Here is a 15,151-nt window from a genome sequence, read left to right as displayed (position 1 = left end):
CCAAGGGGCGCCTCAGGCCGCCAGCAGCACCTTGGCCTCATGCCGCTTCAAAGTCGGCCTTGCGGCGGGCCAGGCTCCGGCCAGCCCCCGCAATTCGGGAAACAGCGTCAGCAGCTCGTCCCGCGCCGCCTCATCCAGCCCCGCCACGGTGCGGTCGCCCGGCTGGAAGCTCTCGCTCCAGGCGCCATCGGCCAACACCATCTCATGGCGGTCGAAGAGGAGATGGACATAGATCACCTCCCCTTCCTCCGCGACCTCGATCCCCGGCAGATCCAGCAGATGCTCGGCCCGCACCAGTACCTCGTCCGAGCCGAACAGCAGCTCTGCCCGCGCCCCTGACATCAGCATCCGGTGCTGGCGCGACACGAGCATCTCCTGCCGCGGCAGCCCACCGCCCAGCGCCCCCGCCGCGATCCGCACCGGCCTCAACCGCGCATCCGCCGCCAGCTCCGCCGCGCCCAGCCGCTTCTGCCCCACCCAGCGCAGCACCTGCACCCCGTGATCGCGCGTCACCACCCGATCGCCCGCCCGCAGCGTTTCCACCCGCCGCTCGCCCGCCTCGCAGGCGATCAACGTGCCCGGCGTGAAACACGCAATCACCTTCTCGATATTCGAGAAGACCATCGTTCCGGTCGGCAGGCCGGTGGAACTGAAGAAAGTGACAACGCCGTTTTCGGGATTCAAAGGGTTATAGGCGATGCGGAACGGGCCAAGATCGCGCAGATCCAGCACGTCCATGTCATCGGCATCTTCCGAACCGTCAACCAGCAGCCCGGCCCCGCCCAGGATCGTATCGGACCCCGTGCCACCCGACAGCGTCATGGCGCCCTGCCCGCTCAGAACGTCATTGCCCGCCCCGCCATACAGCGCATCGCCGATCCCGCCGGACAGCGTGTCATTGCCGTCACCGCCATACAGCGTGTCGGCCCCGTCGCCGCCGCTCAGATAGTCGTCGCCCGCCCCGCCATCCAGCAGGTCATTCCCCGCCCCGCCCGACAGCGTGTCATTGCCATCGCCGCCATACAGCCGGTCATTGCCGATGCCGCCATCCAGGCTGTCTTGCCCCGACCCGCCATAAAGCGAATCGTTCCCCGCCCCGCCCAGCAGCGTGTCATTCCCGGCACCGCCATCCAACGTGTCCTGACCATCGCCGCCATCCAGGCTGTCATTGCCCTCGCCGCCCGCCAGGCTGTCATTGCCAAGCCCTCCGAACAGCGAATCCTGCCCCGCCCCGCCATCCAGACTGTCATTGCCGTCGCCGCCGTCCAGGCTGTCATTGCCCTCGCCACCATACAGCGTATCCTGCCCCAGCCCGCCCAGCAGCGTGTCGTGACCCAGGCCGCCATCGGCCAGGTCGTTGCCCTCGCCCGCATCCAGCCGGTCGGCGCCATCGCCACCATAAAGCGTGTCATTGCCCACCCCGCCCAGCAGCGTGTCGTTCCCCACACCCCCGTCGATCAGGTCATTGCCGGTGCCGCCATCCAGGCTGTCATTGCCCTCGTCGCCCGCCAGCGTGTCATCGCCCGCGCCGCCCAGGATGGTGTCATTGCCGGCGCCGCCGTAGAGCGAGTCATTGCCGCCGCGGCCGTCCATCAGGTCGTTGCCCGCCCCGCCATAGAAGACGTTGGTGAACACATCGCCTGACAGGCCCATTTCGTCATAGCCGATCAGCGTGTCGTCAAAGGCGCTGCCGGTCAGCCCGTCGATGCCCTGCAGCACATCGCCCGTGGCATGGCCGCCGGTCGCAGTCCAGTCGGTCAGGTTGACATTGACCGCCGCGTTCGAGGCGGAATAGTCGGCAATGTCCAGATCCTCGCCGCCATAAAGGCTGTCCGCCCCGGCGCCCCCGATCAGCGTGTCGTCGCTGTCGCCGCCATACAGCGCGTCGCGCCCCTCGCCGCCCGACAGGACATTCGACCCCGCCCCGCCATAGAGCGTGTCGTTATAGGCGCTGCCGATGACATTCTCGATCGCCGACAGCGCATCGCCCGACGCATCGCCGCCCGACCCCGTCCCGCTGTCGAGATTGACATTCACCCCCGCGGTCGAGGCGGAGTAATCGGCCGTGTCGATGCCATCGCCGCCAAAAAGGTCGTCGCTGCCCGACCCGCCGATCAGCGTGTCATTGCCCGCGCCCCCATAAAGCTCGTCGCTGCCGCCCGCACCGGAGAGAAGGTCATTGCCCGCCCCGCCGTCCAGCGTATTGGCGCTGTTGTCGCCGCTCAGCGTATCGGCGAAATTCGACCCGCCCAGCGCCTCGATGCCTGACAGGACATCGCCCTGCGCATCGCCACCCAAGCCCGTGCCGGTGGCAAGGCTGACAGTCACCCCCGCGCCCGAAGACGAATACAGCACCCAGTCGGTACCCGACCCGCCATACAGCGTGTCTGCCCCCGCCCCGCCGATCAGCGTATCCGCCCCGCTGCCCGCGTCGATCAGGTCATTGCCCGTCCCGCCTTCCAGCAGGTTGGCACTGGAATTGCCGCTCAGCGTGTCGTTGAAATCCGACCCGACCAGATTCTCGATCGAGACCAGCGTGTCGCCCTGCGCATCGCCGCCCGTGCCGGTGCCGCTCGACAGGTTCACATTCACCGCAGCGGCGCTGTCGCTGTAATCGGCCGTATCCGTGCCGGACCCGCCATCCAGCCGATCATTGCCGCTGCCGCCGATCAGCGTGTCATTGCCGCCGCCGCCGAAAAGCGAGTCATTGCCCGCCAGCCCGGAAATAAGATCCGCGCTTGACGTGCCGGTCAGGGAGTTGTTCCCCGAATTCCCGGTTAAGGTCGCCACCTGTGTCTGCCTCGAAGGCGCCGGATACATTGCCCGGTGCCGTGGTTTCTGCCTGAGCCAAGTAAGGCCAAATTGTGGCGGAATTTGGTCGAATTTGATGGATCAGCGCGCGGCAGCCGGGCGCTCTGGCCGCGGCGTGGCGGCCATGCCACAAAAGGCCGCAAGCCATGCTTCTGGCGAGGTGATTGACGTACCTCATTCTTCACGGCAAAGCTGGGCACCGGAGGAAGAATGACCCGACCCACCGTCAATGACATTGCCCGCGAGGCCGGGGTCAGCCTGGCCACCGTCGACCGCGTCCTGAACGACCGGCCCGGCGTGCGCGCGCGCACCGTGCAAGCGGTGCAAGAGGCGGTGACGCGGCTGGGCTATGTCCGAGACATGGCCGCAGCCAATCTGGCACGCCAGCGCAGCTATGCCATGGTGGCCGCCCTGCCCGATGGCGACAGCCAGTTCCTGACCGTGCTGGAACAGGCGCTGCGCGAGGCGGGCGCCACCGCCGCCCTGTCGCGCACCGACCTGACCATCCTGCGCTATCCGGCCGAAGATGCCCATGCCCTGGCGGCGGCCCTGGCCGGCCTGCCCGACACCATTTCAGGCGTGGCGCTGATGGCGCCGGAAACGCCTGTGGTGCGCGATGCCGTGCGGGCGCTGCGCGCGCGCGGCATCCCGGTCATCGCGCTCGTGTCAGACCTGCCCAACAGCGAAAGGGCGCATTTCATCGGCATCGACAGCCGCGCCGCCGGACGCACGGCAGGCGTTCTGATGGGCCGTTTCTGTGGCAGATCAATGGGTTCCATCCTCGCCATCGCGCAATCCATGCAGTTGCGCGACGCGGTCGAACGTCGCCGCGGCTTTGACGATGTGATGCTGGCGCAATTCCCCGGCCTGACCGTCCTGCCCACGCTGGAAACCCATGGCTCCGACACCACGCTGCGCGCCGTGGTGACCGAGGCCCTGCGCCATGCCCCCGATGTGGCGGGCATTTACCTGATGGGCTCGGGCCATCGCGCTCTGTCGTCCACCCTTGCCGATCTGGGCCTGACCGGGCGCTTCACCGTGATCGGCCATGAGCTGACGCCGCATACGAGGCAGGCCCTGCTCTCGGGCCATATCGACGCGATCATCACCCAGAACATGGGCCATCTCGCGCGCTCGGCCCTGCGCGTCCTGCGCGCCAAGGCCGATCACAGCGCCATCGATTCCGCCCAGGAACAGCTTCGGATCGAGATCCTTCTCGCCGAAAACCTGACCCCCTGATCCCGGCGCCTCATCGGGCCACAGGCAGCCCCAACCCCGCGCGGCACCATTTTGAGGTACGCACCTCAAAAATTGCTTTACAGCCCGCCAGACGCAGGACTATGGTTTTTGCAGCAAGAAGGCCCGGCAGCGCGAAGGAGAGCGCGCCGCACGGGCACGCGACCAACGCCGATCATCACAGATCACCGGGAGGACATCATGAAAGCTGGACGCCTGGCCGCTGCCACGGCCATTTCGCTTGTCGCCGCCGCAGCCGCGGCCCAAGCGCAGGACAAGGAACTGACGCTCTGCTGGGCCGCCTGGGACCCGGCCAACGCGCTTGTCGAGTTGTCGAAAGACTTCGAGGCGCAATCGGGCGTGAAGATGAACTTCGAATTCGTGCCCTGGCCCAATTTCGCCGACCGGATGCTGAACGAGCTGAACTCGGGCGGCAAGCTGTGCGACCTGATGATCGGCGACAGCCAGTGGATCGGCGGCGCCGCCGAGAACGGCCATTATGTCAAGCTGAACGATTTCTTCGACGCCAATGGCATCTCGATGGATGCCTTCGTTCCCGCCACCGTGACCGGCTATTCCGAATGGCCGAAGAACACCCCGAACTACTGGTCCCTGCCCGCCTTCGGCGATGTCGTCGGCTGGACCTACCGCAAGGACTGGTTCGAACGCCCCGAAATCCAGGCCGCCTTCAAGGAAAAATACGGCCGCGACCTGACGCCCCCCGCCACCTTCGCGGAACTGAAGGAGGTCGCCGAATTCTTCCAGGGCCGCGAGATCGACGGCAAGACCGTCTATGGCGCCTCGATCTATTCCGAGCGCGGCTCGGAAGGCATCACCATGGGCGTCATGGATGTGCTCTACAGCTTCGGCTTCCTCTATGAAAACCCCGACAAGCCCTATGACATGGAAGGCTTCGTCAATTCTCCGGGCGCCGTCGCCGGTCTGGAATTCTACAAATCGCTTTACGATTGCTGCGTCGCGCCCGGCACCTCGAACACCTATATGGGCGAGGGGATCGACGCCTATAAATCCGGTCAGGTCGCGCTCCAGATGAACTTCGCCTTCACCTGGCCGGGGTTCGAGGTCGACCCGAACGTGGGCGGCGGCAAGACCGGCTATCTGGTCAACCCCGCCGGCCCCGATGGCAAGCAATTCGCGCAATTGGGCGGCCAGGGCATCTCGGTCGTGTCCTATTCCGACAATCAGGAAGCGGCGCTGGATTATATCAAATGGTTCGCCCAGCCCGAGGTGCAGAAGAAATGGTGGTCGATGGGCGGCTTCTCCTGCCTGCGCGCCGTGGTCGAGGACCCGTCCTTCGCCACCAGCCAGCCCTATGCCCAGACCTTCCTCGATTCCATGGCCATCGTGAAGGATTTCTGGGCCGAGCCCAGCTATGCCACGCTGCTGCAGGATTCGCAGAAGCGGTTCCACGATTACGTCGTGGCCGGCAATGGCACCGCGAAAGAGGCGCTGGACGGCCTGATTGCCGACTGGACCGAAGCTTTCGAGGATGACGGCAAGCTCTGACCGCCGCCTTCTGCCCGGCCCTTCGCGGGGCCGGGCCTCCCCTTCCTTCGGCGGCCCCTTCGCGCGCGCCCTGAGGTCCCATGTCCACGAAACTCGATTCCGTCGCCCTCGCGACCGCGCGCGCCACGCCGCGCCCCCTCGCCCGCCGCATCCGCGGCCTGTCTGACCGCACCATCGCCTGGCTTTTCGTCGGCCCGACCATCGTGCTGCTGATGGCGATCAACATCTTCCCGCTGATCTGGACCATCCGGCTGTCCTTCACCAACTACGCCGCCAACAAGCCCAATGCCGAGGTGAAATGGGTCGGATTGCGCAATTACACCCGCATCCTGACCGATGCCGACACTTGGGCCAATATGCAGACCACGGCCCATTTCCTGATCTGGACCCTGACCTTTCAGGTCATCCTGGGCTTTGCCCTGGCCTGGCTGATCAACCGCAAGTTCAAGGGCAATGACCTGATCACCACGCTGATCGTGCTGCCGATGATGCTCTCGCCCGCCGTCGTCGGCAATTTCTGGACGTTCCTTTACCAGCCGCAGATCGGCCTGATCAATTACGCGGTCGAATTCGTCACCGGCATCCCCGCCTCGTCCTTCTCCATGCTTGGCCCTGGCGGCTGGGCCAAATGGTCCATCGTCATCGTCGACACCTGGATGTGGACGCCCTTCGTCATGCTGATCTGCCTCGCCGGGCTGCGCTCGATCCCCGATTACATCTATGAGGCGGCCGAGATCGACCGCGCCTCGAAATGGCGGCAGTTCTGGACCATCACCCTGCCCATGGCGCTGCCCTTCCTGATGCTGGCCGTGCTGTTCCGCGGCATCGAGAATTTCAAGATGTTCGACATGGTCACGCTGCTCACCGGCGGCGGCCCCGGCGATGAGACCCTGCTGACCTCGATCGAACTGAAACGCGAAGCCTTCGAGAAATGGCGGACGGGCTATTCCAGCGCCTATGCCATCATCCTCTTTGTCACAGTCTTCGGCCTCGCCTCGATCTATGTCAAAGCGCTGAACAAGGTGAAGGAAAGATGAGCGGCCTCTCCTCAAGCTGGTCGGTGACCGAACCCTCGCCCGCGGCGAAATGGGTCGCTGGCACCCTGGTCGTGCTTTATGCGCTGATCACGCTGCTGCCCCTGGTCTGGATCATCTCGACCGGCTTCAAATCCGGCCCGGATTCGATTTCCTACCCGCCCAAGGTGTTTTTCGAACCCAGCCTCGAAGGCTATGTGAACCTCTTCACCACCCGCACCCGCCCCGCCGTATCCGAATTGCAGGCCCTGCCCCCGCCCGAGACCTGGTATGAACAGGTCGCCCGCGATCAGGGGATGCAGATCGTCGGCCCCTCGCGCTTTGGCGAACGCTTCCTGAATTCGGTGATCATCGGCTTCGGTTCGACCGCGCTGTCGATCTTTCTCGGCACGCTGGCGGCCTATGGCTTCTCGCGCTTCAAGGTGCCGCTGAAGGATGACCTTCTGTTCTTCATCCTCTCCACGCGCATGATGCCGCCCATCGCCGTCGCGATCCCGATCTACCTGATGTATCGCCAGCTCGGCCTCAGCGACACGCATCTGGGCATGATCCTGCTGTACACCGCCGTGAACATCTCGCTCGCCGTCTGGCTGCTGAAAGGTTTCATCGACGAGATCCCGCGCGAATACGAAGAAGCGGCCCTGATCGACGGCTACACCCGCTTTCAGGCCTTCCGAAAGGTCGTGCTGCCGCAGGCGGCGACGGGCATCGCCAGCACCGCGATCTTCTGCCTGATCTTCGCCTGGAACGAATATGCCTTCGCGGTGCTTCTGACCTCGGGCAAGGCGCAGACCGCGCCGCCCTTCATCCCCACAATCATCGGCGTCGGCGGCCAGGACTGGCCTGCCGTGGCGGCGGGGGCGACCCTGTTCCTGCTGCCGGTGATGATCTTCACCATCCTCCTGCGCAAGCACCTTCTGCGCGGCATCACCTTCGGCGCGGTGCGCAAATGAGCAAGACGTTCGGAAGACGTTTGGAAGACGAAAGGAAGACGTCGCAATGACCCGTTTTCTGACCGGCCTTCTGCACCTGCGGCGCGGCCCGTGGGAGATGCTGGCGACGATCCTGATCGGCCTTGGCGTCTTCATGCTGATGCAGCCCTTCTTCCTCTGGGCCTTCACCTGGTCCTTCCTCGTGACCCTTGCCGGTACGGTGATGTTCATCGTCACCAGCCATTTCCCGGAGTAGACCTTGGCCGAGATCGTCATCAGAAATCTGCGCAAGGAATTCGGCGCTTTCACCGCTGTGCAGGGGTCAAGTTTCACCATCGCGGATGGCGAATTCTTCATGCTGCTTGGCCCTTCGGGCTGCGGCAAGACCACCACCTTGCGCATGATCGCCGGCCTTGAAATCCCGACAAGCGGCGAGATTCTGATCGACGGCGAAGAGGTCAGCCGCCGCCCCGCAAGCCAGCGCGACATCGCCATGGTCTTCCAGATGTTCGCCCTGTACCCGCATCTTAACGTGCGGAAAAACATCGCTTATCCACTGGTCAGCCAGGGTGTCGCCAAGACCGAGGTGGCAAGCCGCGTCGCCGAAGTGGCCCGCATCCTGCGCATCGAACATCTGTTGGACAAAGGCGTCGGCGGGCTGTCGGGCGGCGACCGTCAGCGCGTCGCTCTGGGCCGCGCCATCGTGCGCCGCCCCAAGGCCTTCATGATGGACGAACCCCTGGGCGCGTTGGATGCCGAGTTTCGCGAGACCATGGCCGAGGAACTGCGCGCCCTGCACGACCGCATGGGCGCGACCACGGTCTATGTCACCCATGACCAGCTTGAGGCGATGCAGATGGGCGACAAGATCGTCGTGATGAATCATGGGGTTGTCGAACAGTTCGGCAAGCCGCAGGAAATCTACGATCACCCCGCCACGCTCTTCGTGGCCGATTTCATCGGCAGCCCATCGATGAACACGCTGCGCTTCGAAGGCGTGGCACAGGCCGGTGCAACCGACGTGACCCTGGGCGCCGCCCGCATCTCTGTGCCGCAATTGCAGGAAACCGCCAGCACACAATCGCTTGTGTTGGGCGTCCGGCCCGAACACATCACATTGGGCGAAACCGGCGATCTGCCCGCGCAGGTTCTGGCGACCGAATATCTGGGCACCACCCAGATCATCACCCTCGAAACAGCCTTCGGTCCGCTCAAGGCGCGCGCGCCTTCCGGCCAGCCCGCCCGCGTGGGCGAGACGCTGGGCCTCTCATTCACCGCGCCGAAACTGACGTTGTTCGACGGCGCCACCGGCCGCGCCCTGCGCAGCGCCGCCAATGCGGGGGTGCATCATGGCTGAGGTCACTCTTTCAGGTCTGTCAAAGGCTTACGGCGTCACGCAAGCGCTGAGGGATGTCTCGCTGACCATCCCTGACGGCGCTTTCGTCGTGCTTCTGGGTCCCACCGGCGCGGGCAAGACCACCACCCTGCGGCTGATCGCGGGCCTTGACCGGCCCGACAGCGGCGATGTGCGGATCGATGGGGTCTCGGTTCTGCGCGACACCCCCGCCCAGCGCGATATCGCCATGGTTTTCCAGCAATATTCGCTTTATCCGCATATGACCGTGCGCGACAATCTGGCCTTCCCGCTGCGCTCTCCGATGATCGCCATGCCCGAAGACCAGATCGCCACGCGCGTCGCCGAAGTGGCCCGCGTGCTGCGCATCCCGCATAAGCTCGACAACAAGGCCACCGCCCTGTCCGGGGGCGAGATGCAGCGCGTCTCGATCGGTCGGGCGCTGGTGCGAAACCCGCGCATCTACCTGATGGACGAACCGCTGAGCAGCCTTGATGCCAAGCTGCGGGCCGAGCTGCGGATCGAGTTGACGCGCATCCATGCCGAACTGGGCGCGACCTTCCTCTATGTCACCCACGACCAGATCGAGGCCATGACCATGGCCAGCCATGTCGGCGTGCTGGACGAAGGGCGGCTGGTGCAGTTCGGCACCCCGCGCGAGATTTATGAAGAGCCGATAAGCACTTACGTCGCCAGCCGCCTGGGTCAGCCGCGCATCACCCTTCTGCCCGCCGAGGCCTTCGGCGCGCTGGCCCCGCCGCCGCCCGGCGCGGCCCAGATCGGCCTTCGCCCCGAGCATATTCTTCAGGGTGAGGGCGCGCCCGCCACCGTGCACCGGCTGGAACATCTGGGCGACCAGACCCGCCTGCACCTGAGCCTGGGGACACATCAGATCGTTACCCTCGCCGATGCCCATACCGCGCTGGCCCCCGGCGACAGCCTGGCGATCCGGCCGCACAATCCCCTGTGGTTCGACGCCCAGGGCAACCGCCTAACCGCGCCCCAACCCTGACGGAGCCCGCCATGAAGCAGTTCATGAACAGCAAGGAAACCCTGGTGACCGAGGCCATCGACGGCTTCCTGCGCACCGCGGGGGGCAAGGCCGCGCGGCTGGACGGCTTCCCCCATATCAAGGTCGTGGTCCGCACCGACTGGGACCGCTCCAAAGTGGCGCTGGTCTCGGGCGGCGGCTCGGGCCATGAACCCAGCCATGCCGGTTTCGTGGGTCAGGGCATGCTGACGGCGGCGGTCTGCGGCGATGTTTTCGCCTCGCCCTCGGTCGATGCGGTGCTGGCTGGAATTCTCGCAGTGACGGGCAAGGCCGGCTGCCTGCTGATCGTCAAGAACTATACCGGCGACCGGCTGAATTTCGGCCTCGCCGCCGAACGCGCCCGCGCCTTCGGCCTCAAGGTTGCGATGGTGATCGTCGATGATGACGTCGCCCTGCCCGACCTGCCGCAGCCGCGCGGCGTCGCGGGGACGCTGTTCGTTCACAAAATCGCCGGCGCCCTGGCCGAGGCGGGCGAGGATCTGGACACGATCGCCGCCGCCGCGCAAGGCGTGATCAAGGGCGCGATTTCCATCGGCATGTCCCTCGACACCTGCACCGTGCCCGGCAGCCCCAAGGAAGACCGCATCGCCGCCGGTCATGCCGAACTGGGCCTGGGCATCCATGGCGAGGCCGGGGTGGAACAGGTCGCCTTTGGCGGTGCGCGGGCAGCGATGGCCATGGTGGTCGACCGTCTGGCCGCCCATCTGGGCAAGGGCGATCATGTCGCGCTTCTGAACAACCTGGGCGCCACGACGCCCCTGGAGATGAGCGTTCTGGCCGAGGAACTGGCCCGGTCGCCCCTGGCCGGGCGGTTGAAATGGCTGATCGGTCCGGCGCCGCTGATGACCTCGCTGGACATGCACGGCTTTTCGCTCTCGCTCCTGCCGATCAACGCCGCCCGGGTCGAGGCGCTTTGCATCCCCGTCGCCCCGCGCGCCTGGCCGGGCTGCTTGCCCCTAGCCGAAGTGCCGCTGCGCCCGCTGCCCGACGGGCTGGTGCCGATCCAGCCCCTGCCCTCGGCCCATCCCGCCCGCCGCGCCCTTGTGGAACGCTGCGCCCGGGCCCTGATCGCCGCCGAGGCCGATCTGAACGCGCTCGACGCACGGTCAGGCGATGGTGATACCGGCAGCACGCTGGCCGGGGCCGCGCGGGCCTTGATCGCAGCGCTGGACCGCCTGCCGCTGGCCGACCCCACCCAGCTTTACCGCGCCGTGGGCAATGAACTCAGCCAGACCATGGGTGGCTCTTCCGGCGTCCTGCTGGCGATCTTCTTCGCCGCGGCGGGCGATGCGGCCGCTTCGGGGCGGGACTGGATCGGGGCGCTGTCGGCAGGGCTTGACCGGGTGATGCAGGTCGGCGGCGCGGCCCAAGGCCACCGCACGATGATCGACGCCCTTGCCCCGGCGCTGGCCGCGCTGCCGCAGGGCCTGGGCGCCGCCGCCGCCGCTTCCCGCGCCGGGGCAGATGCCACCGCAGGCATGGTCCGCGCCAGAGCGGGGCGGGCAAGCTATCTGTCCCCGGATCGGCTCTCGGGCTTCAACGATCCCGGTGCCGAAGGCGTGGCGCGACTTTTCGAAGATCTCGCGAAAAGCTGATCCACAGACAGGGAACCGCCCCCTTGGCCACCGCGTTATCTCTCCGCCGCGGGCTGTTCCCCGGCGGAGGCGGCCAGGCGGCTGCCCCGGTCGCCAGCCTGCAGGGTGGAGCGCGTGACAGACCAGCAAGACCGCGGCACAGGCCCGTCGCAGCCAGCAGTGCGCCCCCTTCCCGCGCAGTCCCGCCCCGCCACCGGCGTCAGCCTTGCGGCGGGCGATGACCCCGGCCTGACCCGCAGCCTGTCCCTGGCCTCGCTCGCCGCCATGGTAGTGATTGTCGCCGTCCTGCATGTCGGGCGCGAGATTTTCCTGCCGCTGGCCTGCGCGGTGCTGATCACCTTCGCGCTTGCCCCCGCAGTCATCTACCTGCGCCGCAAGCGCCTTCCCCATCTGGTCTCGGTGCTGACCGTGGTGACGCTGGCCTTCGCCGCCATCGGCATCTTCGTTCTGATCGTGGTCGGCCAGGTCGGTTCTCTTGCCCAGCAGCTGCCCAGCTTCCAGGCCAATATCGTCACCAAGCTCGAGGCGCTTCAGGCGGACAATGACGGAAACCGCCTCGTCGCCCGGCTGACCCGCATGGCCAGCACCATCAATTCCGAGATCAGCACCACATTGAGCGAGGGAGAGGCCGAGGGCAGCCAGCCGGTGCAGGTCGAACTGGTCGAACGGCGAAATGCGTTCCAGATCCTCGCCGATCTTGTCGTACCCCTGGTCAGCCCGGCGGCAACGGCGGGTCTCGTGGTGGTGGTCGTGATCTTCATGCTCCTCCAGCGCGAGGATTTGCGCGACCGCTTCATCCGGCTGGTCGGCAGCAATGACATCCACCGCACCACGCAGGTTCTGGAAGAGGCGGGAACGCGGGTGGCGCATTACCTGCTCACGCAGCTTCTGGTAAACACCATCTATGCCGTGCCGATCGGCCTCGGCCTCTGGCTGATCGGCGTGCCCAATGCGGCCCTGTGGGGGATGCTGACGCTGGTCTTGCGCTTCGTGCCCTATATCGGCTCGATCCTCGCCGCCGCCTTTCCTTTGTTTCTGGCTTTCGCGGTCTCGCCCGACTGGTCGGCCGTTCTATGGACCGCCGCGCTGTTTATCCTGGTCGAGCTGATCACCTCGAATGTCATCGAGCCCTGGCTTTACGGCAGCCGCACCGGGGTCAGCCCGCTGGCGATCATCGTGGCCGCGATCTTCTGGACCTGGATCTGGGGTCCGCTGGGCCTGGTCCTCTCCACCCCGATGACAGTCTGCCTTGTGGTTCTGGGGCGGCATATCCCGCAATTCGCTGTCTTCGACATCCTGTTCGGCGATCGCCCGGTCCTAGCGCCCCATTCGCGGCTTTACCAGCGGCTTCTGGTCGGCGACATCGCTGAAAGCAGCTATCGTGCCATCGCCGATCTGGAAGACGAATACCTGGCCGATTTCCATCAGCAGGTCACGCTGCCAGCACTTCTTCTGGCCCAGTCAGACCACGCCCGCGCCGCGATGAGCCAGGCGCAGGAACGGACCTTTTCGGACTCGGTCTTCGACTTTCTCGATACGATTGAGCCGACCGTGGCCGAAGAACTGTCTGAATCTGAGGACCAAGATGCTACACCCGAGGGCATGGGGCGCAGCCTCATCTGTCTGGGTGGGCGTTCGGCGCTGGATGATGCCGCCGCGGCGGCACTGGCACAGGCGGCCCGCGCCGAGGGCGCCGAGGTGCAGGTTCTGCCGCATGACAGCCTGACGCCGGCGCGTTTCAATGCCGTCACGCAAAGCGGCGCGCAATGCGTGGTGATCAACTTCCTCGATCCCGCGCCGGCCCGTGGCGCGATCCTGCATCTGCGCCGCATCAAGCGCGCAGCGCCGCAAATGCGCGTGGGTGTGGTCCTGTGGCGCGCGCCCGAAACGCTGGACCCGGGCATGCCGATGTCGCCGCCAAGCGCGGAGACGAGGGAGGAAATCATCGCAACCGGCGCGGACTTCTGCGTCGGTACGGTGGACGAAGCTCTGACCGAGGCCTTCCGCGAGGTTGAGCCCGTGCCGCTGCCCGCCACGACCCCGCGCAAGCCTGCCCGCAGGCGCATGGTGCTGGTGCCCAGCCCCGCCGCGTAATGGTCTGACTGTGACGTGCCAAAGAGGTTTCTCGCGCGCCACGGGCTTCGGCTGAAATCGCCAAACTTCCGCGCCGGCGCCCGCAGGGCGAATACCTCTCAGCAAAGGGCACTTGTGCCGATGAACAGTCGACAGCGCGCCTGTGCCCTTGTGCAGCCGGGCAGACTGCCGCCGGGGGGGCAGCGACCACATCTTCACCTGCCCCAAAACCGCACGCCGATTTCCGCGGCCAATCGCCCCCTCAAGCCCGAAGCGCCTGGCGCGAACGCGCAAGCTAGATCGGGAAGTCCAGCCGCGACAGCGTTCCACCCTCTGGGCCAGGCTGCATCGTCATCTCGCCGCCAAGCTGCTGCGCGAATTGGCGGGCGATCGACAGGCCCAGGCTCGGCGCCTTCTCAAGCGAGAAGTCTTCGGGCAGCCCCCTGCCATTGTCCTGCACCTCCAATACGGCGCGGCGGTTCTCACCCTCACCCTGGCGGGCAAGGCTCAGCCGCAGCCGGGCCTTGCCCTGCTCTGGCATCCCATGTTCCAGCGCATTCATCACCATCTCGCTGGTGATCAACCCCAGCGGCACGGCCTGATCGCGGTTCAGGATCAGGGGCTCGACCGTCATGCTGACATCGGGGCGCGACTCAAGGTGGCTTGCTTCCAGCGTCTCGGTGGTGAGGTGACGTAGAAACTCATCGGCCACCACGTCCTGAAGATCGGGCGAATGCAGGCTGCGTTGCAGCCGCGACACGGTCGAGATCCGCTGCGTCGCCTCGCTCAGCGCCTTCTTCACCTCGGGCTGGTCGCTGCGCGTCGATTGCATCCGCAGCAGCGCCGCCACGGTGGCAAGATTGTTCGACACCCGATGCTGCAATTCGGAGAACATCAGTTCGCGAGAGCGCGCGATCTCCGAGGCGCGGCGCTTGGTCTCATCCAGCACCCGCAGCGCCGCCACCGTGGCCGCGACGAAGAAGACTTCGGCGGCGGTGATGACGATGTAAAAGACCATCGCCAAAAGCGCGCCGCTGTCGAAACTGAAGCCGTCACCGGGCGACACGAAGAAGCGCCAGGCGATCAGGCCGCAGAGCACCGAGACGATGGCCCCCGCCTGCACTCCGGCAAAAACCAGCGTAACAAGAACGGCGGGGAAGAACGTTAGAAACGGAAAGCCCTGTGGAAGATAGCCCTCCATCGCCACCCGCATCAGCGTCGAGATCACGATGGCGGCCAGCGCAAATCCGGTGGAATAGGCCAGGCTGTGCTTACGCAACAGCAAAAGCCCGAAGCGGCCAAACAGCGCCTCGTTCTCGGCGCGGACATTCGCAGGCACGGCCGGCAGAATTTCATGAATGATCGTACGCATTTCCCGCCAGTCTATCCCCCGCGCGGGCGCGATTGCCCCGCTTGCAACGACCATATGGTTTCGGCGCGCCGCCGCCAGTGGGCAAATTCCAACCCGGCAAATTTTGTCTCCTGACACAAGCCGGAACCAATCGGCAACCGGGGCGTTTGTTCGTAAACAGGGGGAA

The 15,151-nt window shown here is 65.8% G+C and carries 11 protein-coding genes; 9 read left to right on the top strand and 2 right to left on the bottom strand.

The window, feature by feature from the left end; genetic code table 11:
• Nucleotides 1-12 precede the first annotated feature (12 nt).
• Nucleotides 13-2,790 carry a Hint domain-containing protein gene (locus ACED67_RS06205; protein WP_395540709.1) on the bottom strand — a complete coding sequence of 926 codons (2,778 nt, stop codon included), beginning with the start codon at nt 2,788-2,790 and terminating at the stop codon, nt 13-15.
• Between the two features lie 231 nt (nt 2,791-3,021).
• On the opposite strand from ACED67_RS06205, the gene ACED67_RS06200 reads away from it, so the two are divergent.
• The 9 genes from ACED67_RS06200 (at nt 3,022) to ACED67_RS06160 (ending at nt 13,634) form a co-directional block, all read left to right on the top strand.
• Complete coding sequence (locus ACED67_RS06200; RefSeq protein WP_395540708.1) at nt 3,022-4,050, top strand: LacI family DNA-binding transcriptional regulator; 1,029 nt, start codon at nt 3,022-3,024, stop codon at nt 4,048-4,050.
• A gap of 198 nt (nt 4,051-4,248) precedes the next feature.
• Nucleotides 4,249-5,574, top strand: coding sequence for an ABC transporter substrate-binding protein (locus ACED67_RS06195; protein ID WP_395540707.1), 1,326 nt, complete (start codon nt 4,249-4,251; stop codon nt 5,572-5,574).
• 80 nt (nt 5,575-5,654) lie between these two features.
• The gene (locus ACED67_RS06190) at nt 5,655-6,611 is read left to right on the top strand and encodes a carbohydrate ABC transporter permease (RefSeq protein WP_395540706.1); all 957 of its coding nucleotides are present in this window, start codon (nt 5,655-5,657) and stop codon (nt 6,609-6,611) included.
• Nucleotides 6,608-7,561, top strand: a complete 954-nt coding sequence (locus ACED67_RS06185) for a carbohydrate ABC transporter permease (protein ID WP_395540705.1) — start codon at nt 6,608-6,610, stop codon at nt 7,559-7,561. Before ACED67_RS06190 ends, ACED67_RS06185 begins: the two co-directional genes overlap by 4 nt.
• 46 nt (nt 7,562-7,607) lie before the next feature.
• Nucleotides 7,608-7,796 carry a hypothetical protein gene (locus tag ACED67_RS06180; protein WP_395540704.1) on the top strand — a complete coding sequence of 63 codons (189 nt, stop codon included), beginning with the start codon at nt 7,608-7,610 and terminating at the stop codon, nt 7,794-7,796.
• Between the two features lie 3 nt (nt 7,797-7,799).
• Nucleotides 7,800-8,897, top strand: coding sequence for an ABC transporter ATP-binding protein (locus ACED67_RS06175; protein WP_395540703.1), 1,098 nt, complete (start codon nt 7,800-7,802; stop codon nt 8,895-8,897).
• Complete coding sequence (locus ACED67_RS06170) at nt 8,890-9,906, top strand: ABC transporter ATP-binding protein (protein ID WP_395540702.1); 1,017 nt, start codon at nt 8,890-8,892, stop codon at nt 9,904-9,906. The genes ACED67_RS06175 and ACED67_RS06170 overlap by 8 nt, the downstream gene beginning before the upstream one ends.
• Before the next feature lie 11 nt (nt 9,907-9,917).
• A complete protein-coding gene (locus ACED67_RS06165; protein WP_395540701.1) occupies nt 9,918-11,540 on the top strand; it encodes a dihydroxyacetone kinase subunit DhaK in 1,623 nt (540 codons plus the stop codon).
• A 159-nt stretch (nt 11,541-11,699) separates the two neighbouring features.
• Complete coding sequence (locus tag ACED67_RS06160; protein ID WP_395540700.1) at nt 11,700-13,634, top strand: AI-2E family transporter; 1,935 nt, start codon at nt 11,700-11,702, stop codon at nt 13,632-13,634.
• A 274-nt stretch (nt 13,635-13,908) separates the two neighbouring features.
• On the opposite strand, the gene ACED67_RS06155 is transcribed toward ACED67_RS06160, so the two are convergent.
• A complete protein-coding gene (locus tag ACED67_RS06155; protein WP_395540699.1) occupies nt 13,909-14,985 on the bottom strand; it encodes a sensor histidine kinase in 1,077 nt (358 codons plus the stop codon).
• Between the last annotated feature and the right edge of the window lie 166 nt (nt 14,986-15,151).

Source organism: Neotabrizicola paludis, from assembly GCF_044142105.1.
GTDB lineage: Bacteria > Pseudomonadota > Alphaproteobacteria > Rhodobacterales > Rhodobacteraceae > Pseudogemmobacter.
Note: the sequence above shows the minus strand (reverse complement) of the source record. Positions and strands in the feature narration are given on the sequence as shown.

Excerpts from the sequence above, each read along its gene's own strand:
- ACED67_RS06200 (WP_395540708.1), top strand. The coding sequence starts at position 3,022 with ATGACCCGACCCACCGTCAATGACATTGCCCGCGAGGCCGGGGTCAGC.
- ACED67_RS06195 (WP_395540707.1), top strand. The coding sequence starts at position 4,249 with ATGAAAGCTGGACGCCTGGCCGCTGCCACGGCCATTTCGCTTGTCGCC.
- ACED67_RS06190 (WP_395540706.1), top strand. The coding sequence starts at position 5,655 with ATGTCCACGAAACTCGATTCCGTCGCCCTCGCGACCGCGCGCGCCACG.
- ACED67_RS06185 (WP_395540705.1), top strand. The coding sequence starts at position 6,608 with ATGAGCGGCCTCTCCTCAAGCTGGTCGGTGACCGAACCCTCGCCCGCG.
- ACED67_RS06180 (WP_395540704.1), top strand. The coding sequence starts at position 7,608 with ATGACCCGTTTTCTGACCGGCCTTCTGCACCTGCGGCGCGGCCCGTGG.
- ACED67_RS06170 (WP_395540702.1), top strand. The coding sequence starts at position 8,890 with ATGGCTGAGGTCACTCTTTCAGGTCTGTCAAAGGCTTACGGCGTCACG.
- ACED67_RS06165 (WP_395540701.1), top strand. The coding sequence starts at position 9,918 with ATGAAGCAGTTCATGAACAGCAAGGAAACCCTGGTGACCGAGGCCATC.
- ACED67_RS06155 (WP_395540699.1), bottom strand. The coding sequence starts at position 14,985 with ATGCGTACGATCATTCATGAAATTCTGCCGGCCGTGCCTGCGAATGTC.